The sequence below is a fragment of the Variovorax monticola genome (genome assembly GCF_051216855.1).
Taxonomy (GTDB): domain Bacteria; phylum Pseudomonadota; class Gammaproteobacteria; order Burkholderiales; family Burkholderiaceae_C; genus Variovorax.
Genome location: NZ_JBPJZP010000003.1, coordinates 514,477 through 536,701, shown reverse-complemented (window position 1 = coordinate 536,701; position 22,225 = coordinate 514,477). Strand labels below are relative to the sequence as shown.

General features: G+C 67.9%; 21 protein-coding genes. 12 read left to right on the top strand and 9 right to left on the bottom strand.

The window, feature by feature from the left end; all coding sequences use genetic code 11:
- The 6 genes from ACSFA5_RS13680 to ACSFA5_RS13655 form a co-directional block, all read right to left on the bottom strand.
- Positions 1 to 675 carry a site-2 protease family protein gene (locus ACSFA5_RS13680; protein ID WP_435444580.1) on the bottom strand — a complete coding sequence of 225 codons (675 nt, stop codon included), beginning with the start codon at positions 673 to 675 and terminating at the stop codon, positions 1 to 3.
- 42 nt (positions 676 to 717) lie between these two features.
- On the bottom strand, positions 718 to 1,353 hold the full coding sequence (locus ACSFA5_RS13675) for an L-threonylcarbamoyladenylate synthase (RefSeq protein ID WP_435444579.1): 636 nt from the start codon (positions 1,351 to 1,353) through the stop codon (positions 718 to 720).
- Positions 1,354 to 1,369: 16 nt separating this feature from the next.
- Positions 1,370 to 2,347 (bottom strand): DMT family transporter, encoded by a 978-nt coding sequence (locus ACSFA5_RS13670; protein ID WP_435444578.1) that lies wholly within the window; start codon positions 2,345 to 2,347, stop codon positions 1,370 to 1,372.
- Entirely contained in the window at positions 2,344 to 3,201 is an 858-nt protein-coding gene (locus ACSFA5_RS13665) for a 3',5'-nucleoside bisphosphate phosphatase (RefSeq protein ID WP_435444577.1), read from the bottom strand. Before ACSFA5_RS13665 ends, ACSFA5_RS13670 begins: the two co-directional genes overlap by 4 nt.
- Before the next feature lie 97 nt (positions 3,202 to 3,298).
- Entirely contained in the window at positions 3,299 to 4,342 is a 1,044-nt protein-coding gene (locus ACSFA5_RS13660) for a transporter (RefSeq protein ID WP_435444576.1), read from the bottom strand.
- 9 nt (positions 4,343 to 4,351) lie between these two features.
- Positions 4,352 to 5,986 carry an inorganic phosphate transporter gene (locus ACSFA5_RS13655; RefSeq protein ID WP_435444575.1) on the bottom strand — a complete coding sequence of 545 codons (1,635 nt, stop codon included), beginning with the start codon at positions 5,984 to 5,986 and terminating at the stop codon, positions 4,352 to 4,354.
- A gap of 159 nt (positions 5,987 to 6,145) precedes the next feature.
- Here ACSFA5_RS13655 and ppk2 point away from each other — a divergent pair, with 159 nt between their 5' ends.
- Positions 6,146 to 7,066 (top strand): polyphosphate kinase 2, encoded by a 921-nt coding sequence (ppk2, locus tag ACSFA5_RS13650; RefSeq protein WP_435444574.1) that lies wholly within the window; start codon positions 6,146 to 6,148, stop codon positions 7,064 to 7,066.
- A gap of 55 nt (positions 7,067 to 7,121) precedes the next feature.
- Positions 7,122 to 8,165, top strand: coding sequence for an extracellular catalytic domain type 1 short-chain-length polyhydroxyalkanoate depolymerase (locus ACSFA5_RS13645; protein ID WP_435444573.1), 1,044 nt, complete (start codon positions 7,122 to 7,124; stop codon positions 8,163 to 8,165).
- A gap of 9 nt (positions 8,166 to 8,174) precedes the next feature.
- Here ACSFA5_RS13645 and ACSFA5_RS13640 read toward each other — a convergent pair whose 3' ends face one another.
- Positions 8,175 to 9,101, bottom strand: coding sequence for an AraC family transcriptional regulator (locus ACSFA5_RS13640; protein ID WP_435444572.1), 927 nt, complete (start codon positions 9,099 to 9,101; stop codon positions 8,175 to 8,177).
- A 119-nt stretch (positions 9,102 to 9,220) separates the two neighbouring features.
- Here ACSFA5_RS13640 and ACSFA5_RS13635 point away from each other — a divergent pair, with 119 nt between their 5' ends.
- From ACSFA5_RS13635 to ACSFA5_RS13595, 9 genes are all read left to right on the top strand, one after another.
- Complete coding sequence (locus tag ACSFA5_RS13635) at positions 9,221 to 9,613, top strand: hypothetical protein (protein ID WP_435444571.1); 393 nt, start codon at positions 9,221 to 9,223, stop codon at positions 9,611 to 9,613.
- A gap of 75 nt (positions 9,614 to 9,688) precedes the next feature.
- Positions 9,689 to 11,158 (top strand): MFS transporter, encoded by a 1,470-nt coding sequence (locus ACSFA5_RS13630; protein ID WP_435444570.1) that lies wholly within the window; start codon positions 9,689 to 9,691, stop codon positions 11,156 to 11,158.
- A gap of 112 nt (positions 11,159 to 11,270) precedes the next feature.
- Positions 11,271 to 11,594, top strand: coding sequence for a nucleotide pyrophosphohydrolase (locus ACSFA5_RS13625; protein ID WP_435444569.1), 324 nt, complete (start codon positions 11,271 to 11,273; stop codon positions 11,592 to 11,594).
- 144 nt (positions 11,595 to 11,738) lie between these two features.
- The gene (urtA, locus tag ACSFA5_RS13620) at positions 11,739 to 13,007 is read left to right on the top strand and encodes an urea ABC transporter substrate-binding protein (RefSeq protein WP_435444568.1); all 1,269 of its coding nucleotides are present in this window, start codon (positions 11,739 to 11,741) and stop codon (positions 13,005 to 13,007) included.
- Between the two features lie 184 nt (positions 13,008 to 13,191).
- On the top strand, positions 13,192 to 14,739 hold the full coding sequence (gene urtB, locus ACSFA5_RS13615; RefSeq protein WP_435444760.1) for an urea ABC transporter permease subunit UrtB: 1,548 nt from the start codon (positions 13,192 to 13,194) through the stop codon (positions 14,737 to 14,739).
- Complete coding sequence (gene urtC, locus ACSFA5_RS13610; protein WP_435444567.1) at positions 14,736 to 15,962, top strand: urea ABC transporter permease subunit UrtC; 1,227 nt, start codon at positions 14,736 to 14,738, stop codon at positions 15,960 to 15,962. Before urtB ends, urtC begins: the two co-directional genes overlap by 4 nt.
- Positions 15,959 to 16,837 (top strand): urea ABC transporter ATP-binding protein UrtD, encoded by an 879-nt coding sequence (gene urtD / locus ACSFA5_RS13605; RefSeq protein WP_435444566.1) that lies wholly within the window; start codon positions 15,959 to 15,961, stop codon positions 16,835 to 16,837. Before urtC ends, urtD begins: the two co-directional genes overlap by 4 nt.
- 512 nt (positions 16,838 to 17,349) lie before the next feature.
- Complete coding sequence (gene urtE / locus ACSFA5_RS13600) at positions 17,350 to 18,042, top strand: urea ABC transporter ATP-binding subunit UrtE (RefSeq protein WP_435444565.1); 693 nt, start codon at positions 17,350 to 17,352, stop codon at positions 18,040 to 18,042.
- Positions 18,043 to 18,175: 133 nt separating this feature from the next.
- Positions 18,176 to 19,426: an MFS transporter gene (locus ACSFA5_RS13595; protein ID WP_435444564.1), complete on the top strand. Its 1,251-nt coding sequence runs from the start codon at positions 18,176 to 18,178 to the stop codon at positions 19,424 to 19,426.
- Between the two features lie 16 nt (positions 19,427 to 19,442).
- Here ACSFA5_RS13595 and ACSFA5_RS13590 read toward each other — a convergent pair whose 3' ends face one another.
- Together ACSFA5_RS13590 and ACSFA5_RS13585 are read right to left on the bottom strand one after the other, a co-directional pair.
- Positions 19,443 to 20,129: an anti-sigma factor family protein gene (locus tag ACSFA5_RS13590; RefSeq protein ID WP_435444563.1), complete on the bottom strand. Its 687-nt coding sequence runs from the start codon at positions 20,127 to 20,129 to the stop codon at positions 19,443 to 19,445.
- Positions 20,116 to 20,703 carry a sigma-70 family RNA polymerase sigma factor gene (locus tag ACSFA5_RS13585; RefSeq protein WP_435444562.1) on the bottom strand — a complete coding sequence of 196 codons (588 nt, stop codon included), beginning with the start codon at positions 20,701 to 20,703 and terminating at the stop codon, positions 20,116 to 20,118. Before ACSFA5_RS13585 ends, ACSFA5_RS13590 begins: the two co-directional genes overlap by 14 nt.
- Before the next feature lie 150 nt (positions 20,704 to 20,853).
- Here ACSFA5_RS13585 and ACSFA5_RS13580 point away from each other — a divergent pair, with 150 nt between their 5' ends.
- Positions 20,854 to 22,158, top strand: coding sequence for a YVTN family beta-propeller repeat protein (locus tag ACSFA5_RS13580; RefSeq protein ID WP_435444561.1), 1,305 nt, complete (start codon positions 20,854 to 20,856; stop codon positions 22,156 to 22,158).
- Positions 22,159 to 22,225: the final 67 nt, after the last annotated feature.

Genomic DNA, 22,225 nt, shown 5'->3' with positions numbered 1-22,225 from the left:
CTAGAGCAGCAATGCCTTGAGCGGGGTGATGAGCAGGTTGATGACGTAGTAGCCGACGTCCATCAGCGGGCGCAGCCAGTAGTTGCTGACCACGCCGGCGATGACCAGGCCCATCACGATGAAGAAGCCGTACGGCTCGATGCGCGCCAGGAACTGCTGCGCCGGGCCGTTGGGCAGCAGGCCCGCCAGCACGCGGCCACCGTCCAGCGGCGGCAGCGGGAACAGGTTGAAGGCCCACATCACGAGGTTGACCAGGATGCCGCCACGCGCCATCTGGATGAAAAAGTTTTCATTGTCGAAGCCGGCCGCTACCAGCGCCACGAACAGCACAGCCCAGAGGATGGCCTGGATGAAATTGGACACCGGCCCGGCCAGCGCCACCCAGATCATGTCGCGCTTCGGATGGCGCAGCCGCCCGAAGTTGACCGGCACCGGCTTGGCATAGCCGAACAGGAAGGCACCCGAGGTTGCGAAGTACAGCATCAGCGGCATGAGGATGGTGCCGATGGGGTCGATGTGCTTGAGCGGGTTGAGGGTGACGCGTCCCATGACCTCGGCCGTGTTGTCGCCGAAATGGCGCGCCACATAGCCGTGAGCCGCCTCGTGCACGGTGATCGCGAAGATCACCGGCAGTGCGTAGATCAGTACGGTCTGTATCAGATTGGAAATATCCACGGGGCGATTGTGTCAGACGGGGCGTGCTTCTCAGCCCCGATTTCAGAGGCCGAGCACGGCCAATGCACCGCGCCCCTGGCGCACCACGACCGGATCGTCGCCCGTGCCCATGGGCGTGAGGTCGACCACCGTGGTGGGCTGCGACGGGCAGGCGCCGGCATCGATGACACCGCCGATCTGCTTCTCGAAGCGCTCGCGGATCTCGGCGGCGTCGTTCAGTGCCTCGGTCTCGCCGGGCGGGATCAGCGTGGTGGCCAGCAGCGGCGCGCCGTGCAGCGCCAGCAGCTCCAGCAGCACCTTGTGGTCGGGCACGCGCAGGCCGATGGTCTTGCGCTGCGGATGGCTCACGCGGCGCGGCACTTCCTTGGTGGCTTCGAGCAGGAAGGTGTACGGCCCGGGCGTGGCGGCCTTCAGCAGGCGGTACTGCTTGTTGTCCACGCGCGCGTAGTTGGCCAGCTCGCTCAGGTCGCGGCACAGCAGCGTGAGATGGTGCTTGTCGTCGACCTGGCGGATGCGGCGCAGCTTGTCGACCGCGTCCTTGTCGTCGAGGTGGCAGGCCAGCGCATAGCTGGAGTCGGTGGGCACGGCGACGATCTCGCCGCGCGCGAGCAGCGCCACGGCCTGCTTCAGCAGGCGCTGTTGGGGGTTCTCGGGGTGGACTTCGAAGTACTGGGCCATAAGAGATGTCTCCTGATCAGGATTCGGCGGGTTCTATCGGCACGCGGCGCTCGCGCACCGTGAGCCAGGCGCCGGCGGCGCCGCAGACCGCGATCATCGCCATGCCGATGAGCGAGTAGCGGTCGGGCACATGCGAAAAGATGAGCCAGCCGCCCAGCATCGCGAACGCGATCTGCGCATAAAGATAAGGGGTGAGCGTGGATGCCGGCGCGCGCTGGTAAGCCAGGATCAGCATGAAGTGTCCCACCGTGCCCATGAAACCCATGAGACACAGCAGCGCCCACCATTCCCACGAGGGCAGCGCCGTCCACGCGAAGGGCACCGCCACCGAGGCGATCAGCGTGCCGACCCAGCCGGTGTAGAAGTGCATGGTCAGCGGGTTCTCGGTCTGCGCGAGCTTGCTGGTGAGCACCTGGAACCAGGCGTTGGTCAGCACCAGCCCCAGCGGCAGCAGGATGGCCCAGCTGAAGGCGCTGCCGCCCGGACGAAGAATGACCAGCGTGCCCGCGAAGCCGCCCGCCACCAGCGTCCAGCGCAGCGGCGACACGTGCTCCTTCAGCGTGGTGGCCGCCAGCAGCGTGATCACCAGCGGCGCGATCAGCACGATCGACGTGAACTCGGCCAGCGGCATGTAGCGCAGGCTGAAGAAGGCGAAGACGCTCGACGCCAGCAGCAGCGTCCCGCGCAGCACCTGGTAGCGCGGATGGCGCGTGCGCAGCAGCGCGGTGCCGTGCAGCGGCAGCAGCACCAGCGTGGTCGCCACCGCCTGGAAGGCATAACGGAACCACACGCCCATGAGGATCGGCACGCCGAGGGTGGAGAACTTGGTGGCGGTGTCGAGCGTGGCGAAGCAGCCCACCGCCAGAATCACCAGCCCGATGCCCGCGAGGATGCGTTCGGACTCGCGGCTGCGGCTTTGCTGCTCGGCGGCGCGTGCATTGGCCAGCGCAGCGGTTGCCGCACTGTCGCTGCCGGGCCGCGCGCTCTGGCTCACTGCTGGATGCGGTCGCCGAGCAGTTCCCACACGGGAGTGAGCGCGCCGGGCAGCGGCGGCAGCTTGCCCAGGTCGCAATGGCTTTCGTCGGGGCTGTGGAAATCGCTGCCGCGCGAGGCGGCGAAACCGAACTCGAGCGCCTTGTCGGCGTACTCGACATACTCGGCCGGCGTGTGGCTGCCGGTGACCACCTCGATCGCCTTGCCGCCGTGCGCCTGGAATTCGAGGAACAGCGCGTACTCCTCGTTGGCCGTGAACTTGTAGCGGCCCGGGTGCGCAATGACGGCCATGCCCTTGGCGTCGGTGATCCAGTGCACCGCGTCCTTCAGCGAGGCCCAGCGGTGCGGCACGTAGCCCGGCTTGCCTTCGGTCAGGTACTTGCGAAACACCTCGGGGGTGTCGCGGCAGTGGCCTTGTTCGACCAGAAAGCGTGCGAAGTGCGTGCGGGAGATGAGTTCGGGGTTGCCCACGAACCGCAGCGCGCCTTCGTAGGCGCCCTGGATGCCGACCTTGGCCAGCCCCTCGGACATTTCTTGTGCGCGCTTGCCGCGGCCGCCGCGCGTGTCGTAGAGGCCCCGCGAGATGGCGGCATCGTCGGGGTCGAAGCCCAGGCCGACGATGTGCACCGTTTCGTTCGCGAAGGTCACTGAAATTTCGGTGCCCGTGAGGTAGCGCATGCCGTTCGCGCGGGCCGCTGCCGCGGCGCGGTGCTGGCCACCCACCTCGTCGTGGTCGGTGAGGGCCCAGAGTTCCACCCCGTTGGCGGCCGCGCGCGCGGCCAGTTCCTCGGGCGTCAACGTGCCGTCGGAGACCACGGAATGGCAGTGAAGATCGGCGTTGAGAATGGAGGACACTCCTGCATTCTATGGGGTCTGGAACATCGGTGCGGGCGCATGGATGCTGCGCACTGCGCTACTAAATAAATAGCATTACCGCACCGCTGCATGCGGCTCAGCGCTTCTTGCGAAAAGCCGCCCATGCCGCCACCGCCGTGAAAGTGGCCACGATGGCGACCACGATCCAGAAGCCGTGCTTGTGGTCGGCCAGCGGAATGCCGCCCACGTTCATGCCGAACAGGCCGGCCAGGATGTTGATCGGCAGCGCCAGCACCGTGACCACCGTCAGCACGAACAGGCTGCGGTTGTTGTCCTCGTTCACGTTGGCGGCAATTTCTTCCTGCAGCAGCTTGATGCGCTCCTGCAGCGCCTGCATGTCGCGCAGCACCACCGAAAACTCTTCCGTCGAACCACGCAGTTCCTGCGCATCGGGCTCGGACATCCACGCCGGCGGACCCTGCAGCAGGCGGAAGAGGGCGGCGGGCTCCGGCGCCAGCAGGCGTTGCAGCCGCACCAGCAGCCGGCGCAGCACGCCGAGCCGCGCGCGCTTGTTGTCGAGCCGGCCGGCGAGCAACTCGTCTTCGATGCGGTCGATGCGCGCGGTGACACCGCGCACGATCTTCACCAGCACGTCGGCCTGCGCGCGCAGCAGGTGTTCGAGCAGCTCGGTGCTCGAGCGCGGCGCGTCCCCCGCTTTCACCGCGGTGCGCAGCGCATCGACCGAGCGCAACGGCTTGGTGCGTGCCGTGACCACCAGGCGCGGGCCTACGCTGATCCACAGCGTGGAAATGTCCGAGGGCTCGAAGCTGAACTCGAAGTGCACATCGTTGATGACGGCGATCAGCGAGTCGTCCGCGCGCTCGATGCGCGTGGAGGGCAAGCCTTCGTGCAGCGTCTCGAAGAAGGTGTCCGACAGGTTCGCGTGCCGCAGCAGCCAGCGTTCCGCGTGCGCATGGCTCAGGTTGAAGTGCAGCCACACGTAGGCCGGATCGTCCGCGGTGCATTCGCGGTCGCGCTCTTCGGCCAGCCACGCCGCGGCCTGCGCCGAGTCGATGGCGCGTGCAGGCTCCGGCGCGGAGGCGTCGAACAGATAGCCGGAGATCAGCCCGGCTTCGTCGCCGCCATAGGACTGGGCGGCGAGGTCATGGAATGCCGACAAGGTGCGTGGTCAGAAAAAGCGGGTGAACAGCCAGTACAGCGAACCCGACAGCAGCATCGCCACCGGCAGCGTCAGCACCCAGGCGAGCGCCAGGTTGCGCAACGTGGACATCTGCAGGCCGGAACCGCTGGCCGTCATGGTGCCGGCCACGCCGGAAGACAGCACGTGCGTGGTCGACACCGGCAGCCCGTACATGTCGGCCGCGCCGATGGTGACCATGGCCACCAGTTCGGCCGATGCGCCTTGCGCGTAGCTCAGGTGCGTCTTGCCGATCTTCTCGCCCACGGTGACCACGATGCGCTTCCAGCCGATCATCGTGCCCAGGCCCAGCGCAATGGCCACGGCCACCTTGACCCACAGCGGAATGAAGCGCGTGGCGCTGTCCAGCTCTTCGCGGAATGCGTTCACGCGCATCTTCGTCTCGGCGTCGAACTTGGCCGCGCCGCTCTTGTCGAGGTGGCGAATGGCTTCCGAGGCCAGGTACATGTCGTTGCGCACGTTGGCCACGGCCTCGGCCGGAACGGCGGCCAGCGAACCGTGCTTGCGCACCTGCTCGCCGATGCTGCCGGCGGTGGCGGCCAGCGCGGGCACCACGGCCTGCGTGAACTCGCGGGTGCGCACGTATGTGGAGAGCGTGTCGCGCGCCGCAGCGGGCTGCAGCGCCGGCAGCGAGGTCGGCACGCCGCGGCTCAGCGTGTTCTGCGCCATCTCGGCCACGGCCACGAACTTGATGGTCTCGTCGGCGGGCATCGCTCGGTTCAGCGCATAGGCCATCGGCACCGTGCCCACCAGGATCAGCATGATCAGCCCCATGCCCTTTTGCCCGTCGTTGGAGCCGTGCGCGAACGACACGCCCGTGCAGGTCAGGATCAGCAGGCCGCGGATCCACCACGGCGGCGGCTCGCTGCCCTTGGGTTCTTCGTACAGCGCGCGGTTCTTCACGAAGGCGCGCAGCGCCAGCAGCAGCAGGGCGGCGCAGCCGAACCCCACCAGCGGCGACAGCAGCAGCGAATAGCCCACCTTGGTGGCCTGCACCCAGTCGACACCGCTGGTGCCGTCGCGCCCGTGCATCAGCGCATTGGCCACGCCCACGCCGATGATCGAGCCGATCAGCGTGTGCGAGGAAGAGGCCGGCAGCCCCAGCCACCACGTGCCCAGGTTCCAGATGATGGCGGCGATCAGCAGCGCGAACACCATCGCAAAGCCGGCCACGGAGCCCACCTGCAGGATCAGCTCCACCGGCAGCAGCGCGATGATGCCGAAGGCCACCGCGCCGCTGGACACCAGCACGCCCAGGAAGTTGAAGAAGCCCGACCACACGACCGCGAAATTGGGCGGCAGCGAGTGCGTGTAGATGACGGTGGCCACCGCATTGGCCGTGTCATGAAAGCCGTTGACGAACTCGAAGCCCAGCGCAATCAGCAGCGCCACGCCCAGCAGGATGTAGGGCACCCAGGTGGTGACCGGCGCACCCGAGGCGGTGACGTCGCCCACCAGGCTCCAGGCCGTGAAGAGCAGGCCCGCGGCCAGCAGGCCCACAAAGGTGATCAGCGTGACCGGGCCGGGCTTGGCGTCGAGCTTGGGCCGGTGCGCGGCGCCGGGCGCCTGCGGCATCTCGGCTTGGGGGGCGGCGAGGGTGTTCATGGCGGCGTTTTTTTAGGCTGTTGGTATGCCGCGGATGGTGTTCCGGCCATATGACAACTTTGTGTCGGGACCTGTAAAAGAGCGTTCGTCCGTCACGCAGCGGTCATATCTGCAGCGCAGCATGCTTTTTTCTTCGCCTCTCCATTCGAGCCTTCCATCATGCTGAACAGCGCCCTCCCGGACCACGAAGACCTGATGCAACGCATCGCCCGCGACCTGATCGACAGCTACGACGAAGAGCTCGAGCTGGAAATCGAGGACCGCAACATCGACGGGCTCGACCCTGCGGCCAATGCCACCAACGACAGGGCCGCCCGCCAGGCCTACTTTAAGGAGCTGTTCCGCCTGCAGGGCGAGCTCGTGAAGCTGCAGGACTGGGTGCAGCACAGCAAGCAGAAAGTCGTGATCCTGTTCGAAGGCCGCGATGCGGCGGGCAAGGGCGGCGTCATCAAGCGCATCACGCAGCGGCTGAACCCGCGCGTGGCCCGCGTGGCCGCGCTGCCCGCGCCCAACGACCGCGAACGCACGCAGTGGTACTTCCAGCGCTATGCCGCGCACCTGCCCGCCGCCGGCGAGATGGTGCTGTTCGACCGCAGCTGGTACAACCGCGCCGGCGTGGAGCGGGTGATGGGCTTCTGCTCGGACGACGAGTACGAGGAGTTCTTCCGCACCGTGCCCGAGTTCGAGAAGATGCTGGTGCGCTCGGGCATCAAGCTCATCAAGTACTGGTTCTCCATCACCGACGACGAGCAGCACATGCGCTTTCTGGGCCGCATCCACGATCCGCTCAAGCAGTGGAAGCTGAGCCCCATGGACCTGGAGAGCCGCCGCCGCTGGGAGGAGTACACCAAGGCCAAGGAAATCATGCTGGAGCGCACCCACATCGCCGAAGCGCCGTGGTGGGTGGTGCAGGCGGTCGACAAGAAGAAGGCGCGGCTGAACTGCATCAGCCACCTGCTGGGCCAGCTGCCGTACCAGGAGGTGGCGCATGCGCCGGTCGAGCTGCCGTCGCGCGTTCGTCACGACGACTACCTGCGCCAGGCCGTGCCAGCCGACATGATCGTTCCAGAGATCTATTGAGGCCTCGCGGCCCGAGGCCGTTTGGCCGGCCGGCGCTTTGCCCTCACACTGCGCCATGGTCCGTCGTTCCACCGCTTCCGTCTTCGCCCGCGCCTACGAGCGCAACCTGAAGGCGCTCACCAAGATCACGCTGAGCAACAGCAGGCGCGTGGCGGGCCAGGTGCAGCGCGCCACCGCCAAGCGGCTCAAGCCGCCGCCCGGCAAGGGCGACTGGCTCAGCGGCGTGGCGATCGGCGCCGGCGGGGCGCGCGGATATCACCTGTTTCGCCCGGCCGGCCTGCAATTGAAGCCCGGCGAGAAGCTGCCGCTCATGGTCATGCTGCACGGCTGCGGCCAGAGCGGGCGCGACTTTGCCGCCAGCACGCGCATGAACGCGCTGGCCGTGCGCCAGCGCTTCCTGGTGCTCTACCCCGAACAAGACCGGCTCGCGCATCCGCAGGGCTGCTGGAACTGGTACGAGCGCCGCTCGGGCAAGGCCGACGCCGAGGCCGCGACGCTGATGGCCGCGGTCGACCAGGCCTGCGTGCTGTACCCCGCGGACCGCGAGCGCGTCGTGCTGGTCGGCCTCTCGGCCGGTGCCAGCATGGCGGCGCTGGTGGCCACGCGCTATCCGCAGCGCTTTCGTGCGGTCGTCATGCATTCGGGCGTGGCGCCCGGCGCGGCCAAGTCGTCGGCCACCGCGCTCGGCGCGATGCGCGGCCAGAACGTGCCGCCCATGCCCGCAACGGCGGTCGGCAAGGCGATGGGCGCCGCGGCCGTCTTCTCGACCCTGCCGCCGATGCTGGTGCTGCACGGCGATGCGGATGCGGTGGTGGTGCCCAGCAATGCCGTCAACAGCGCCGCGGTATGGGCCACGGCCATGGGCGCACGCCCCGGATTGCCGCGCGACGTTCAGCGCGGCAAGCGCCGCCCGATGCGCGTGACCGACTTCAAGCGCAAGGGCCGCACGGTGGTCACGCTGTGCGAGATCACGGGGCTGGGGCATGCGTGGAGCGGTGGTGCGTCCAAGCTGCTGTTCAGCGATGCGGCCGGGCCCGATGCCACGCGCATGACCTGGGCCTTTGCGACCACGCAGTTCAAGCACGCGGCCAAGGCCTGAAGCCGCGCGTCAGGCCGCGACGCTCTCGCGCGCCGCCGAGCGCCAGGCACCCGGCGCCATGCCCTTCTCGCGCTTGAAGGCCTTGCTGAACGCGGCTTCCGACTCATAGCCCACCGCACCGGCGATGGTGCCCAGCGCCGCATTGCCCTGGCCCAGCAGGTTGCCGGCCTTGAACATGCGCCACTGCGTCAGGTACTCCATCGGCGCCTGGCCCACGCGCTCGCGAAAGCGCTGCGCGAAGGCCGAGCGCGACAGGTTCGCGGCCGAGGCCAGCGATTCCACCGTCCAGTCGCGGGCCATGTCCTTGTGCATCGCGCGCAGCGCCGGGCCGATGCGCACATCGCCCAGCGCGGCCAGCCAGCCCGTCTGCGAATCGCCGGCAGCCGCCACGTGGGCGCGCACCGCCTGCACGAACACGATGTCGGCCAGCCGGCTCACGAGCAGGCTGGAGCCCAGGCCGGGTTCGCCGGTCTCCATTGCCAGCAGTTGCAGCGTGCCCTGCAGGGCCAGCGCACGCGCCTGCTCCATCTTCACGTGCAGCAGCACCGGCAGCAGGTCGAGCAGCGGGCGCGCAGCGCGCTGGTCGAAGTGGAACCAGCCGCAGATCACCGAGGCCGAGGTGCCTGTGCCGCCGAGTTCCACCAGCCCACCGATGCGGTCGCGGATCACCGAGGCGCAGCTCACCGTGGGCGTGTTCGGGTGGTCGCGCAGCACATAGGGCGTGCCGTGCGCCAGCACATAGCAGTCGCCGGCGGCCAGCGATACGGGCTGCGCCACGCCCTCGACCTCCAGCAGGCAGCCCCCGCGCACCACGAGGCCGAAGCGGGCGCTTTCGCCGCCCGCCAGGCTCACGCCCCAGGGCGCGCCGGCTTCGAGCCGGGCATACAAGGCGCTGCGCACGCGCATGGCGGCGAAAACGTCGTCGAGTGGGTCCATGGGGTGGCTCCGATAGCGGTGGACGAATGGACAAGATTGTCGGCTTTGCAGGCATTCACTGTCCACCCGCCGGGGAAGAAACTGCAGCCTCACCCTCAAGACAACCAGGAGCAGACCCCATGAACGCCAACACCCACACCCACTTCGCCGAGCTCGCCGACCGCTACATCGCCCTCTGGAACCTGAGCGACGCCGGCGCCCGCCGCGATGCCATCGCCAGCCTCTGGGTGCCGCAGGGCGAGCACCATGTACGCACGTTGCAGGCGAAGGGCTACGAGGCGCTCGATCAGCGCGTCACCAGTTCGCACGAAAAGAACGTGCGCGACGCCGGCTTCGTCTTCCGCGCCACCGGCGACGCCCAGCTGCTGCGCGACACCGTGATGTTCCATTGGCAAATGGTCCCCGCCGCCGGCGGCCCCGTGGCTGCTGTCGGGCTGGAGTTCCTGCAGCTGGCCGAAGACGGCCGCATCGCCATCGACTACCAGTTCATCCTGCCCACGCCTGCCGTCTGATCGCCTGAAGAAGCCCGGCCATGACCTTCGAGGTAATTGCCGCCACGCGCCGTCACCCCAACACTCGAGCCCACCATGACCTCATCCAACCCCGCTGCTTCGGCCACATCGCCTTCCTCCCCAGGCATTCAAGGCGGGGCCGCGACGAAGCCCGGCCCGCTGGGCCTGTGGGTCATGCTCAGCGGCACCTTCCTGGTGGTGCTGGACTTCTTCATCGTCAACGTTGCGCTGCCGTCGATGCAGCGCGAGTTGCTGGCCAGCACGGCCACCTTGCAGCTGGTGGTGGCCGGCTACGGCCTGGCCACCGCCGCGGGCCTCATCACCGGTGGCAGGCTCGGCGACCTGTTCGGTCGGCGCCGCATGTTCATGCTGGGCCTGCTGCTGTTCACCATGGCCTCGGCCGCCTGCGGCTTCGCGCCGAATGCCGAGTTGCTGGTGGCCGCCCGCGTGCTGCAAGGCCTGGCCGGTGCGCTGCTGCAGCCGCAGGTGCTGGCGATGATCGGCCTGGCCTACACCGGCGAAGACCGGGCGCGGGCCTTTGCAGCCTACGGGCTCACGCTGGGCCTGGGTGCCACGCTGGGCCAACTGGTGGGTGGCCTTTTGATCCATGCCGATGTGGCGGGGCTGGGATGGCGCAGCTGCTTCCTGATCAACGTACCCATCGGCCTGCTGGCATGGGTGCTGGCCCCGCGTGTCATTCCGCCGCTCAGGAACAGCAGCACCAGCAGGCTCGACCTGGTCGGCATGCTGCTGGTGGCAGCGGGTTCCGTGGCCGTGGTGCTGCCGCTGGTGGAGGGGCGCGAGCAAGGCTGGCCGCTGTGGAGCTGGTTGTGCCTGGCGGCCGCGGTGCCGCTGCTGGCCGCATTCGCCTTCCAGCAGCGCCGCCTTGCCGCGACCGGCGGTGCGCCGCTGGTGGCGCCGGCACTGCTCGCGAACCGCCGCTTCGTGATGGGGCTTGTCACCACGCTGGCCTTCTACGTCGGCAATGCTTCGCTCTACTTCGTGCTGGCGCTCTACCTGCAACAAGGCCTGGCGCTGGACCCGCTGACTTCGGGCATCGTCTTCACGTCGCTGGCGATCGGCTTCTTCGCAACCTCGATGGCCGGTGCACGGCTTGCACGACGCTTCGGCGGCAAGCCGCCGATCGCGCTCGGCGCCCTCGTGCTGGCCGCGGGCCACGCGCTGCAGCTCGTCAACATCGCCGGATGGGTCGGGCACTCGCATGTGGTCGCCCTGATGGTGCCGTTGCTGCTGCTGCAAGGCGCGGGGCTGGGCATGGTGATGGCGCCGCTGGTGTCCACCGTGCTGGCCGGCCTGCCGCCGCAGCACGCGGGCGTGGCGTCGGGCGTGCTGTCGATGGTGCAGCAGGCGAGCAACGCGCTGGGGGTGGCGTTGATCGGCATCCTGTTCTATGGGCGGCTGGGCAGCGCGCCGGATGCGGCGGGCTATGCGGGCGCGTTCTGTGTCGCGCTGGTGTATCTGATGGTCTGTGCACTGGTGGTGGCGGTGCTGCATCGGCGAGGGGCCGGCAAGGCCAGCGCGTAGGGACGAGCGGCTCGTTCCCTGTGGGCAACCTGCCCAAATTGGGTAGCTTCATGCCCAATCTGGGCTTTCCGGCGCGTGCCACACTCGTTTCCGCACAACAGGAACGACACGCATGGCAACCGATCTCCACGGGCTGATTCAAGACCTCCGCGACTTCGCCGAGGCGAGACATTGGGAGCCCTTCCACTCACCCAAGAACCTCGCCTCCGCACTCTCGGTCGAAGCGGCCGAACTGCTGGAGCATTTCCAGTGGCTCACCGAAGCGCAGAGCCGCTCGCTGCCGGCCGACAAGCGCGCCGAAATCGGCACCGAGATCGCCGACGTGTTCCTCTACCTGCTGCAGTTGGCCGACAAGCTTGGCATCGACGTGATCGAGGCGGCCAGAAGCAAGATGGTGCTGAACGCGCAGAAGTACCCCGCACCGCCGCCCGCCTGAATTCGCCGAACGGGGCGAACCGGCTGAGTACCTCCGTGTACGCCACCCGGCGTATTTCACCTTCATGGTGCATTCCGCAGACTCCTCTCCACGCCAGCACAGTGCTGGCGACCCCGTTCAAACCACCCCGGAGCAGGAGTCCACATGCAACGTCGTTTCACACTCAAGGCGCTCACCGCCGCCGTCGCGCTGGCCAGCATTTCTGCTGCGCCGGCATTCGCTGCCGACACCATCAAGGTCGGCGTGCTGCACTCGCTGTCGGGCACCATGGCCATCTCGGAAACCGTGTTGAAAGACACGGTCCTGATGGCCATCGAAGACATCAACAAGAAGGGCGGCGTGCTGGGCAAGCAGCTCGAGCCCGTGATCGTCGACCCCGCCTCCAACTGGCCGCTGTTCGCTGAAAAGACCAAGCAGCTGCTCGGCCAGGACAAGGTCTCGGTGATCTTCGGCTGCTGGACCTCGGTGTCGCGCAAGTCGGTGCTGCCGGTGGTCGAGGAAATGAACGGCCTGCTGTTCTATCCCGTGCAGTACGAAGGCGAGGAGCTGTCGAAGAACGTGTTCTACACGGGCGCCGCGCCCAACCAGCAAGCCATTCCGGCTGTCGACTACCTGATGAGCAAGGAAGGCGGCGGCGCCAAGCGCTGGGTGCTGCTGGGCACCGACTACGTGTACCCCCGCACCACCAACAAGATCCTGCGCGCCTACCTGAAGAGCAAGGGCGTGAAGGACACCGACATCGACGAGAAGTACACCCCCTTCGGCCACAGCGACTACCAGACCATCGTCGCCGACATCAAGAAGTTCTCGGCCGGCGGCAAGACGGCCGTGGTGTCGACCATCAACGGCGACTCCAACGTGCCCTTCTACAAGGAACTGGGCAACGCCGGCCTGAAGGCCAAGGACGTGCCTGTGGTGGCCTTCTCGGTGGGCGAGGAAGAACTGCGCGGCGTGGACACCAAGCCGCTGGTGGGTCACCTGGCCGCATGGAACTACTTCATGTCGATCAAGAACCCGACAAACACCGCGTTCATCAAGCAGTGGAGCGACTACGCCAAGGCCAAGAACATCGCCGGCCACAAGGACAAGCCGCTCACCAACGACCCGATGGAAGCCACCTGGATCGGCATCCACATGTGGAAGCAGGCGGTCGAGAAGGCCAAGTCGACCGACACCGACAAGGTGATTGCAGCCATGGCCGGCCAGACCTTCACGGCCCCCTCGGGCATCGTGTCGAAGATGGACGAGAAGAACCACCACCTGCACAAGAGCGTGTTCATCGGCGAGATCAAGGCCGACGGCCAGTTCAACGTGGTGTGGAAGACGCCGGGCCCGGTCAAGGCCAAGCCGTGGAGCCCGTACATCGAAGGCAACGACAAGAAGCCGGATTACCCGGCTGGCAAGTCGATGTAAGTGTGTTTCTCCCTCCCCCGCTGGGGGAGGGCAGGGGTGGGGGCTGACGGCGGTCGACTCGAGCACTGCGCTTGTCCGGGCGCCGCGTGCCCCCACCCCGACCCTCCCCCGGAAGGGGAGGGAGCCAACCCCAACTTCCACTTTCACCATGCTTCGACGAACCCTTCACTGCGCACTCGCCGCCATGCTGCTCATGGCAACGGCCGCCCACGCGCTGACCGCCGACGAAGCCCGGGCCATCGCCTCCGGCGAGTCCGAAGCCCGCATCGCCGCGCTCAACAAGGCCGTGCTCACGGCCGACGACAAGACCGCCGCGTTCATCCAGGCCATGTCCGACGACGCGGTCAAGCACACCGAGGACAAGGTCTTCGTGATGAAGGACGACAAAGGCTACGACCCCGTCACCGGCGCCGAACTGAAGGTGCCCGACACCGCCGAAGACGTCGTCAACAACAACCTCATGCGCGGTGCGCTCGACGCCGCGCAGGCCGCGCTCAAGCTCACGAGCAAAGACGACGCGGTGCGCGCCGAAGCCGCGCAGGCCCTGTTCAAGGACCCCGACGAATCCCGAATCCCCATAGTCGAAAAGGCGCTGGCCGCCGAGACCAACCCCAGGATCAAGGCGCAGCTCGAACTCGTGCGCGCCGCCGGCATGCTCACCAGCACCGACAAGGCCAAGCGCCTCACCGCCGCGAAAGAGCTGGGCAACAACCGCAACCCCGACACCAAGCTGCTGCTCAACCAGCGCCTGGCCGACGAGACCGAGGCCGACGTCAAGGCGGCCATCGTCGCGTCCATCGCCAGCATCGACAGCTCGCTGGTCTGGGGCGACCGCATCAACGCCGTGTTCAGCGGCATCAGCCTGGGCTCGGTGCTGCTGCTGGCCGCGCTGGGCCTGGCCATCACCTACGGGCTGATGGGCGTCATCAACATGGCGCACGGCGAGCTGATGATGATCGGCGCCTACGCCACCTACGTGATGCAGGGCATCTTCCAGAAGTACCTGCCGGAGTCGGCCTTCGGCTGGTACCTGGTGGCCGCCATTCCGGTGTCGTTCATGGCGTCGGCGCTGGTGGGCGCGGTGCTGGAGCGCGGCGTCATCCGCTTCCTGTACGGCCGCCCGCTGGAGACGCTGCTCGCCACCTGGGGCATCAGCCTGATGCTGCAGCAGCTGGTGCGCACGCTGTTCGGCGCGCAGAACGTCGGCGTGGAAAACCCCGGCTGGATGAGCGGCGGCTTCACCATGCTCAGCAACGTCACGCTGCCGTGGAACCGCATCGGCATCATCATCTTCGCGGTGCTGGTGTTGCTGGCCATGGGCTGGCTCATCGGCAGAACGCGCCTGGGCCTGTTCGTGCGCGGCGTCACGCAGAACCGCCCCATCGCCTCGTGCATGGGCGTGAACACCGCGCGCATCGACACCTACGCCTTCGCGCTCGGCTCGGGCATCGCGGGCCTGGCGGGCTGCGCGCTGAGCCAGATCGGCAACGTCGGCCCCGACCTGGGCCAGAGCTACATCGTCGACAGCTTCATGGTGGTCGTGATGGGCGGTGTGGGCCAGCTCGCAGGCACCGTGTATGCGGCGCTGGGGCTGGGCATTCTCAACAAGTTCATCGAAGGCTGGGCGGGCGCGGTGCTCGCCAAGATCGCGGTGCTTGTCTTCATCATCATCTTCATCCAGAAGCGCCCGCAAGGCATCTTCGCGATGAAGGGCCGGAGCGCAGAGGCATGAGCAAGGTCGTACTTCCCACCAAGGGCCCGCTGCTGAGCGGCAAGGGCTGGACGGCCTTCTTCGTCGCGCTGATCGTGGTGTGCGCGGTGGCGCCGGTGCTCAACATCTGGGTACCCGCCGACAGCCCGCTGCACATGAGCGACTACGCCGTGGCGCTCGTCGGCAAGATCATGTGCTACGCCATCTGCGCGCTGGCCATGGACCTGATCTGGGGCTACACCGGCATCCTGTCGCTGGGGCACGGCCTGTTCTTCGCGCTCGGCGGCTACATGATGGGCATGTACCTCATGCGCCAGATCGGGCGCGACGGCAACTACAAGAGCGAGCTGCCCGACTTCATGGTGTTCCTCGACTGGAAGGAGCTGCCCTGGCACTGGACCTTCAGCGGCAGCTTCGTCATGACGCTGGTGATGATCATTGCGGTGCCCGGCATCATCGCCTTCGTGTTCGGCTTCTTCGCCTTCCGCTCGCGCATCAAGGGCGTGTACTTCTCGATCATCACGCAGGCCATGACCTTCGCGGCCATGCTGCTGTTCTTTCGCAACGAGACGGGCTTCGGCGGCAACAACGGGTTCACCGACTTCAAGCGCATCCTGAACATTCCGATCGCCACGCAGGAAATGCGCATGACGCTCTTCGCGCTCACGGGTCTCACGCTGCTGGGCTTCTTCCTGTTCGCCAAGTGGCTCATCGGCAGCAAGTTCGGCCGCGTGCTGCAGGCCATTCGCGACGCCGAAACGCGCGTGATGTTCTCGGGCTACAACCCGCTGCCCTACAAGCTCACGATCTGGGTCATTTCGGCCGTGATGTGCGGCGTGGCCGGCGCGCTGTACGTGCCGCAGGTCGGCATCATCAATCCGGGCGAGATGAGCGCGGCCAACTCCATCGAGATCGCCATCTGGGCCGCGGTGGGCGGACGCGCCACGCTGATCGGTCCGATCATCGGCGCCTTCATCGTCAACGGCGCCAAGAGCTGGCTCACCGTGGCCTACCCGGAGTACTGGCTGTACTTTCTGGGGGCCCTGTTCATTGCTGTCACACTGTTCCTGCCGAACGGCATCGTGGGGTTGGTGCGCAAGTGGATGTCTCGCGAGAAGACGCCCGCTGCCGCCGTGAGCGACGGTCGAGAAGAAGCGCAACGCGCACTCGCGGCATCGCAGGGCATGGAGCCGGAGTCGCTTCTCGCGCCGCTGGCCGCCGAACCGAAGGGAGCGCGCGCATGACGCCCGACCTGATGGAAGCCGGCGCCGAGCGCGCCGCGCGTGCCCACGGCATGCCGTACGACAGCGGCAGTACCGAGTCGGGCGGCCGCAGCGCCGACTTCGGCCGCCACGTCACGCCCGGCGAGGTGGACGTCACGCACGGCCGCATCCTGTACCTGGAAGACGTGAGCGTGAGCTTCGACGGCTTCAAGGCCATCAACAAGCTGTCGCTCGACATCGCGCCGGGCGAGCTGCGCTGCATCATCGGCCCGAACGGCGCGGGCAAGACGACGATGATGGACATCATCACCGGCAAGACCCGGCCCGACTCGGGCACCGTGTTCTTCGGCAGCACCATCGACCTGCTGCGCCACCGCGAGGCCGACATTGCGCAGCTGGGCATCGGCCGCAAGTTCCAGAAGCCCACCGTGTTCGAGCACCTCACTGTGTTCGAGAACCTCGAGCTCGCCTTGAAGACCAACAAGGGCGTGCGCGCGTCGATGCTGTTCAGGCTCGACTCGGCGCAGAGCGACCGCCTGGCGGAAGTGCTGCAGACCATTCACCTGGCCGACAGCGTCTCGCGCCTGGCAGGCAACCTGAGCCATGGCCAGAAGCAGTGGCTCGAAATCGGCATGCTGCTGATGCAGGACCCCAAGCTGCTGCTGCTCGACGAGCCGGTGGCCGGCATGACCGACGAGGAAACCGCGCGCACGGCGGAGCTGTTCCTCACCCTCAAGGGCAAGCATTCACTGATGGTGGTGGAGCACGACATGAGCTTCATCCGCACCATCTCCGAGATCGTGACCGTGCTGTGCGACGGCTCGGTGCTGGCGCAGGGCACGCTGGACGAGGTGCAGGCCGATGAACGTGTGATCGAGGTTTATCTTGGGCGCTGATGTTGTTCGGGGTCCGGCGATGGGGGTTGAGCCCTTGGGCGGCCGACGTCACCGGCCGCTTCGCGGCTTCCCTGCGCTGCTCACGTCAGGCGGGGTCTCGCCCAAACTCGCCTCGCTCAAACAAGGGCGAGCCCTGATCCGCCTGACGCGCCGCTGCTCGGCGGTGCCTCAACGGCCGCCCAAGGGCTCAACCCCCATCGCCGTGGTCAGAGCCGTCGTGTGTTTGGACTTCCTCCCTCTCCCTCTGGGAGAGGGTCGGGGTGAGGGCCACAGCCTCAACGCCACAGCAAGCGCTCGGTATGCGGTACGGCCCAGACAGCCCCTCTGTGCCGCCGAGGAGCGCAGCGTTTCGCGGATCAGGGCTCGCAGCTGTTTGAGCCGAAGGCGAGTTCTGCGAGACCCCGCGAAACGCGAGCACCGCAGGGAAGCCCGAAGGGCCGGCGCAGTGGGGCTGTCTGGGCCGTACCGCGTACCGGGCGCCTCCAACAAAGCCAAAGGAAGGGCCTGAAAAAATGCTGACAGTCAAAAACATCCACCAGTACTACGGCGGCTCTCACATCCTCAGGGACGTGAGCTTCCAGGCCACCCTGGGCAAGGTCACCGTCCTGCTGGGGCGCAACGGCGTGGGCAAGACAACCTTGCTGAAATCGTTGATGGGCCTGGTCCCCATCAAGAGCGGCAGCATCGAGCTCGAAGGCAAGCCTATCCAGAAAGCCACGCCCTATGACCGCGCAAGGGCCGGCATCGGCTTCGTGCCGCAGGGCCGCGAAATTTTCGCCAGGCTCACCGTCGAAGAAAACCTGCGCATGGGCCTGGCCTACAAGAGCGGCAGCACCCCCATTCCAGCCGAGCTGTACGAACTGTTCCCCGTGCTCAAGCAGATGATCCACCGAAGAGGCGGCGACCTCTCCGGCGGGCAGCAACAGCAGCTGGCCATCGCCCGCGCCCTGGCGCCGAAGCCGCGCCTGCTGATCCTCGACGAGCCCACCGAAGGCATCCAGCCCAGCATCATCAAGGACATCGGCCGCGTCATCCGCATGCTGGCCGACCGTGGCGACATGGCCATCGTGCTGTGCGAGCAGTACTACGACTTTGCCCAGGAACTGGCCGACGACTACCTCGTGATGGAGCGCGGCGAAGTCATTGCGCGCGGCCTCGGCAAGGACATGGAAGCGCAGGGCGTGCGCCAGCTCGTGGCCATCTGAGCCGCTGGGCAAGGCCTTTCGAGGCGGCGCCGGTACAGGGTCTTTGGCATCTGCGTACCGGTTCGGTTTCAGGGTTTACCCTAAAATCCGGCTTCCGCCCGCGGCCGCCGGGCACCTTCTCAGGAGCCTGGCCTTGAACGCCTCCCCACCCGCGCTGGACAGCGCGGACACCGACATTCCCCTTTCTTCCTCTTCCACCGCAGCGCCGGTCAACTTTCTGCGCGCGGTGCTTGCGCTCGGCGTCGGCGGCTTCGCCATCGGCACCGGCGAGTTCGTCATCATGGGCCTGCTGCCCGAGGTCGCGAACGACATCGGCGTGAGCATTCCGCAGGCCGGCCACGTCATCAGCGCCTATGCGCTGGGCGTGGTCATCGGCGCGCCCGTGCTCGCGGTGCTGGCCGCAGGATGGCGCCGCCGCGCGCTGCTGATCGCGCTCATGGCCGTGTTCGCCGCCGGCAACTTCGCCAGCGCCGCGGCCCCCACCTACCTGTTGCTGAACCTGCTGCGCTTCGCCACCGGCCTGCCGCACGGCACCTACTTCGGCGTGGCCGCGCTCGTGGCCGCCACGCTCGCGCCGCCGGGGCGCCGGGCGCGCGCCGTGGGGCTCGTCATGCTGGGGCTCACCGGCGCCACGCTGGTCGGCGTGCCCATCGCCGCCTGGCTGGGCCAGGTCTTCGGCTGGCGCGCGGCCTTCGTGTTCGTCGGCGTGATCGCGCTGGTGGCCATCGTGCTGCTGCGCCGCGACATTCCCGACCTGGCAGCGCCGGCCGGCGCCAGCCCGTGGCGCGAGCTCGGTGCGCTCAAGCGCAAGCAGGTGTGGTTCACGCTGGGCATCGGCGCCATCGGCTTCGGCGGCATGTTCGCGGTGTTCAGCTACATCAAGCCCACGCTCATCGAAGTGGCCGGCCTGCCGCTGGGCGGCGTGCCCCTGGTGCTGGCGCTGTTCGGCCTGGGCATGGTCATGGGCAACCTCGTGGGCGCGCGCCTGGCCGACAAGTCGCTCATGCGCACCATCGGCGGCCTGCTGGTCTATGCGGCGGTGGTGCTCGCGCTGTTCACCTTCGCGGCGCACAACGTCTACACCGCGGCGTTCAACGTGTTCCTCATCGGCACCACGGTGGCCATCGGCCCGGCGCTGCAGATCCGCCTGATGGACGTGGCCGGCGACGCGCAGACGCTCGCCGCCGCGCTCAACCACTCGGCCTTCAACATGGCCAACGCGCTGGGCGCCTGGCTCGGCGGCGTGGCCATTGCCTCGGGCCTGGGCTGGACCTCGACCGGCTGGGTCGGCGCCTTGCTGGCGCTGGCGGGCATGGGCGTGTTCGGCTGGGCCGTGGCAAGCGCGCGCGCCACGGCTCGGCAGCCGGCCGCCGTCACCTGCTGAGCCTTTCGGCAGTGCGTCAGGGCGCGCGCGGCGCGGTGCGCTCGTGCATCAGCGCCGCAAAGTTCCGCAGTTCCACCGCATTCAGGTCCGACACGGCCCAGGCCTGCATGCCGCCCTGCGCCCAGTGCGCCAGCTGGTAGCCCTGGCGTGTCGAGAACGCGGGCGCCAGCACCTTGCCATCGGCCGAGGGCCACACGAACAGGTTGATCACATGCGGCCCCGCGCGGTACACCAGCGCCGCCACGGTGCGCCCGTCGAGGTAGTCCAGCCGCCCGCCCGTGAGTGCAAAGCCTTCCGCGGCCAGGTCGACCACGGGCGGTGAAAAGTCCAGCTTGCCGGCGAACCACGGCTTGACCGTGTGCTGGTCGGTGGAGGCAACGTCGGCCAGGTGCGCGGCCATCAGCGAGCGCACGTGGTTGCCGGTGACCGCGTCGGCGAGCGCGCCGAAAGAGGGCGCCACCGGCGTCGACAGCAGCACCAGGGCAAGGCTCCAGGCGGTGGCGGCGCCCGTGCCGAACCAGGCCAGTCCGCGCCACCAGCCTCGGCGTTGCGGTGCAACGCCAGGCGCAGAAACAGGCGCCGACGCCAGACCGGCTTCAGCACGCACCGCCCGCCCGATGCGTTGCGCCAACCCGCCGGGCGGCGCATGCCGCGCGGCCTGCCGCCGGATCAGCAGGCCCAGTTCGTCGTCAGACATTGACATGGTGCGTCCTTCCTCCCTCGTCCGCATGGCCGCCGGGCCGTTCGTCGCGCAGGCTTTCGCGCAGCAGCGCCCGCGCGCGCGACAGCCTCGACATCACCGTGCCCAGCGGCACGCCCGCGATGCGCGCGATGTCCTCGTAGCGCATCTCTTCCAGCTCGCGCAGCACCACGACCTCGCGGTACAGCGGCGGCAGCGCGTCGATGGCGGCGTCGATGCGCTCGCCCTGCGCACGCAGCTCCCATTGGCGCGCCGGGTCGGCCGCGTCCACCGGCGCGGCAAAGGCCGCGGCCTCGCTGTCGCGCAGCTCGTCGAACTCCACCTGGTCGGCCAGTTGCCGGTTCTGCCGCATCCAGTCGTAGCAGGCGTTGCGCACGATGCCCAGCAGCCACGGCCGCGCGCTCTCGCCGCGCAGGCCGTCGAAGAAGCGGAACGCGCGCAGGTAGGCCTCCTGCACCGCGTCTTCGGCCAACTGGTCGTCGCGCAGCAGCCAGCGCGCGAGGTTCCAGGCCGCAGCCAGATGCGGCAGCGCGGCGGCTTCGAACTGGCGTGTGCGGTCGGGCGTCAACGGGCTCAAGGGCTCCTTCTTCCTGCATGACGGGGCGGCCCGGCGTTTTATTCCCTCTTTTTCAAACAAGGACCTGCGTGGAATAAACAGGGCACGTCATGCGTCATGCCCTGTGCGGATTCTGCGCGCTCGCGCTTTTTTCATCAGGAGGTTTTCACCATGATCGCCATGCCCGCCATTCCGGTTTTCGCACGCGTCGTCGTCGTGCTTTGCGCCCTTGCGGCCTCGGCCGCGCCTGCCTTCGCCGCGGGCCCCAAGGCCTACGTCGGCAACTTCAAGGACAGCACCGTCAGCGTGATCGACACCGGCACCGAGCGCGTCGTCGCCACCGTGCCCGTCGCGGCGGGGCCGGACGGCATCGTCGTCGCGCCGGGCGGGCGCAGCGTGTTCGTCAGCGGCTCCGGCGCCTCGGCGGTGAGCGAGATCGATGCGGCCACCGACCGCGTCACGCGCAGCATCGACGTCGGCAAGGGGCCGCAGGGCCTGGCCATGACCACGGACGGCAAGTGGCTGCTGGTGGCCGTCAACGGCGACGACCGCGTGGCCTTCGTCGACACCACGGCGCACGGCGTGAGCGCCAGCGTGGCGGTGCCCAAGCCGCACACCATCGCCATCCGGCCCGACGGGCGCCAGGCCTATGTCGCGTCGCAGGAGCCCGGCCATTTCGCGCTGGTCGTCATCGACATGGCCACCCGCGCGGTCGTCAACGAGATCGCGCTCGACAAGCCGCCGCGCGACCTGGAGTTCGATGCCGACGGCAAGTCGCTCTACCTCACGCTGGCCGGCGTGCCCGCGGTGCAGGTGCTGGACCCGGCCACCAACCAGTGGGGCGCGCCCATTCCGACCGGCGTGTCGCCGCACATCGCGCAGCACTTCGCCGGCATGGCGAGCGGCGTGGTGGTGGTGCAGGGGCCGGGCGAGGTGATGCTGTTCGACCCGGTCGGGCATGCGTCGGTGCGCAGCATCGGCGTGGGCAAGCAGCCGCACTGGCTCGACCTGTCGGCCGACGGCAAGAAGCTCTGGGTGAGCAACGAGGGCTCGAACGACGTCAGCGTGGTCGACCTGGCGGGCGGGCCGATGCACACGGTGGCGGTGGGCAATGCGCCGCGCAAGATCGCGTTGCAGCACACCGGCCCATCTCGAAGTGCCTCGCAAAGTGCGTCGCAAGGCGCTTCGCCAGGCGGGCATGCCGGCGCATCGGCGCACGTGGCCATCCGCAACTTCGCCTTCGAGCCTGCGCAGATCACCGTCGAGGTCGGCCAGACGCTGACCTGGCAGAACGACGACGGCGCGCCGCACGGCGTGGTCTTCAAGGACGGCACCGCCGGCATTGACCTGCTGCTGCCCGGCAAGGCCTTCGCGCGCAGCTTCGACAAGCCGGGCGTGTACGACTACGCCTGCCCGGTGCACCCGTACATGACGGCGCGGGTCACGGTGGTGGTGGCGCCGCGGCCCAGCTCGTGACTTGCCGGGTTGACAGGAGCGAGCGAAGCGAACGACAGTGCGGCGCATGAGTCATGGGGGCACCGTC

Bases quoted from the DNA above. Each gene is read 5' to 3' on its own strand.
- ACSFA5_RS13625 (WP_435444569.1), top strand. From the start codon at position 11,271: ATGGCAACCGATCTCCACGGGCTGATTCAAGACCTCCGCGACTTCGCC.
- ACSFA5_RS13640 (WP_435444572.1), bottom strand. From the start codon at position 9,101: ATGGACCCACTCGACGACGTTTTCGCCGCCATGCGCGTGCGCAGCGCC.
- urtC (WP_435444567.1), top strand. From the start codon at position 14,736: ATGAGCAAGGTCGTACTTCCCACCAAGGGCCCGCTGCTGAGCGGCAAG.
- ppk2 (WP_435444574.1), top strand. From the start codon at position 6,146: ATGCTGAACAGCGCCCTCCCGGACCACGAAGACCTGATGCAACGCATC.
- urtE (WP_435444565.1), top strand. From the start codon at position 17,350: ATGCTGACAGTCAAAAACATCCACCAGTACTACGGCGGCTCTCACATC.
- ACSFA5_RS13645 (WP_435444573.1), top strand. From the start codon at position 7,122: ATGGTCCGTCGTTCCACCGCTTCCGTCTTCGCCCGCGCCTACGAGCGC.
- ACSFA5_RS13635 (WP_435444571.1), top strand. From the start codon at position 9,221: ATGAACGCCAACACCCACACCCACTTCGCCGAGCTCGCCGACCGCTAC.
- urtB (WP_435444760.1), top strand. From the start codon at position 13,192: ATGCTGCTCATGGCAACGGCCGCCCACGCGCTGACCGCCGACGAAGCC.
- urtD (WP_435444566.1), top strand. From the start codon at position 15,959: ATGACGCCCGACCTGATGGAAGCCGGCGCCGAGCGCGCCGCGCGTGCC.
- ACSFA5_RS13630 (WP_435444570.1), top strand. From the start codon at position 9,689: ATGACCTCATCCAACCCCGCTGCTTCGGCCACATCGCCTTCCTCCCCA.
- ACSFA5_RS13580 (WP_435444561.1), top strand. From the start codon at position 20,854: ATGATCGCCATGCCCGCCATTCCGGTTTTCGCACGCGTCGTCGTCGTG.
- ACSFA5_RS13675 (WP_435444579.1), bottom strand. From the start codon at position 1,353: ATGGCCCAGTACTTCGAAGTCCACCCCGAGAACCCCCAACAGCGCCTG.
- ACSFA5_RS13655 (WP_435444575.1), bottom strand. From the start codon at position 5,986: ATGAACACCCTCGCCGCCCCCCAAGCCGAGATGCCGCAGGCGCCCGGC.
- ACSFA5_RS13590 (WP_435444563.1), bottom strand. From the start codon at position 20,129: ATGTCAATGTCTGACGACGAACTGGGCCTGCTGATCCGGCGGCAGGCC.
- urtA (WP_435444568.1), top strand. From the start codon at position 11,739: ATGCAACGTCGTTTCACACTCAAGGCGCTCACCGCCGCCGTCGCGCTG.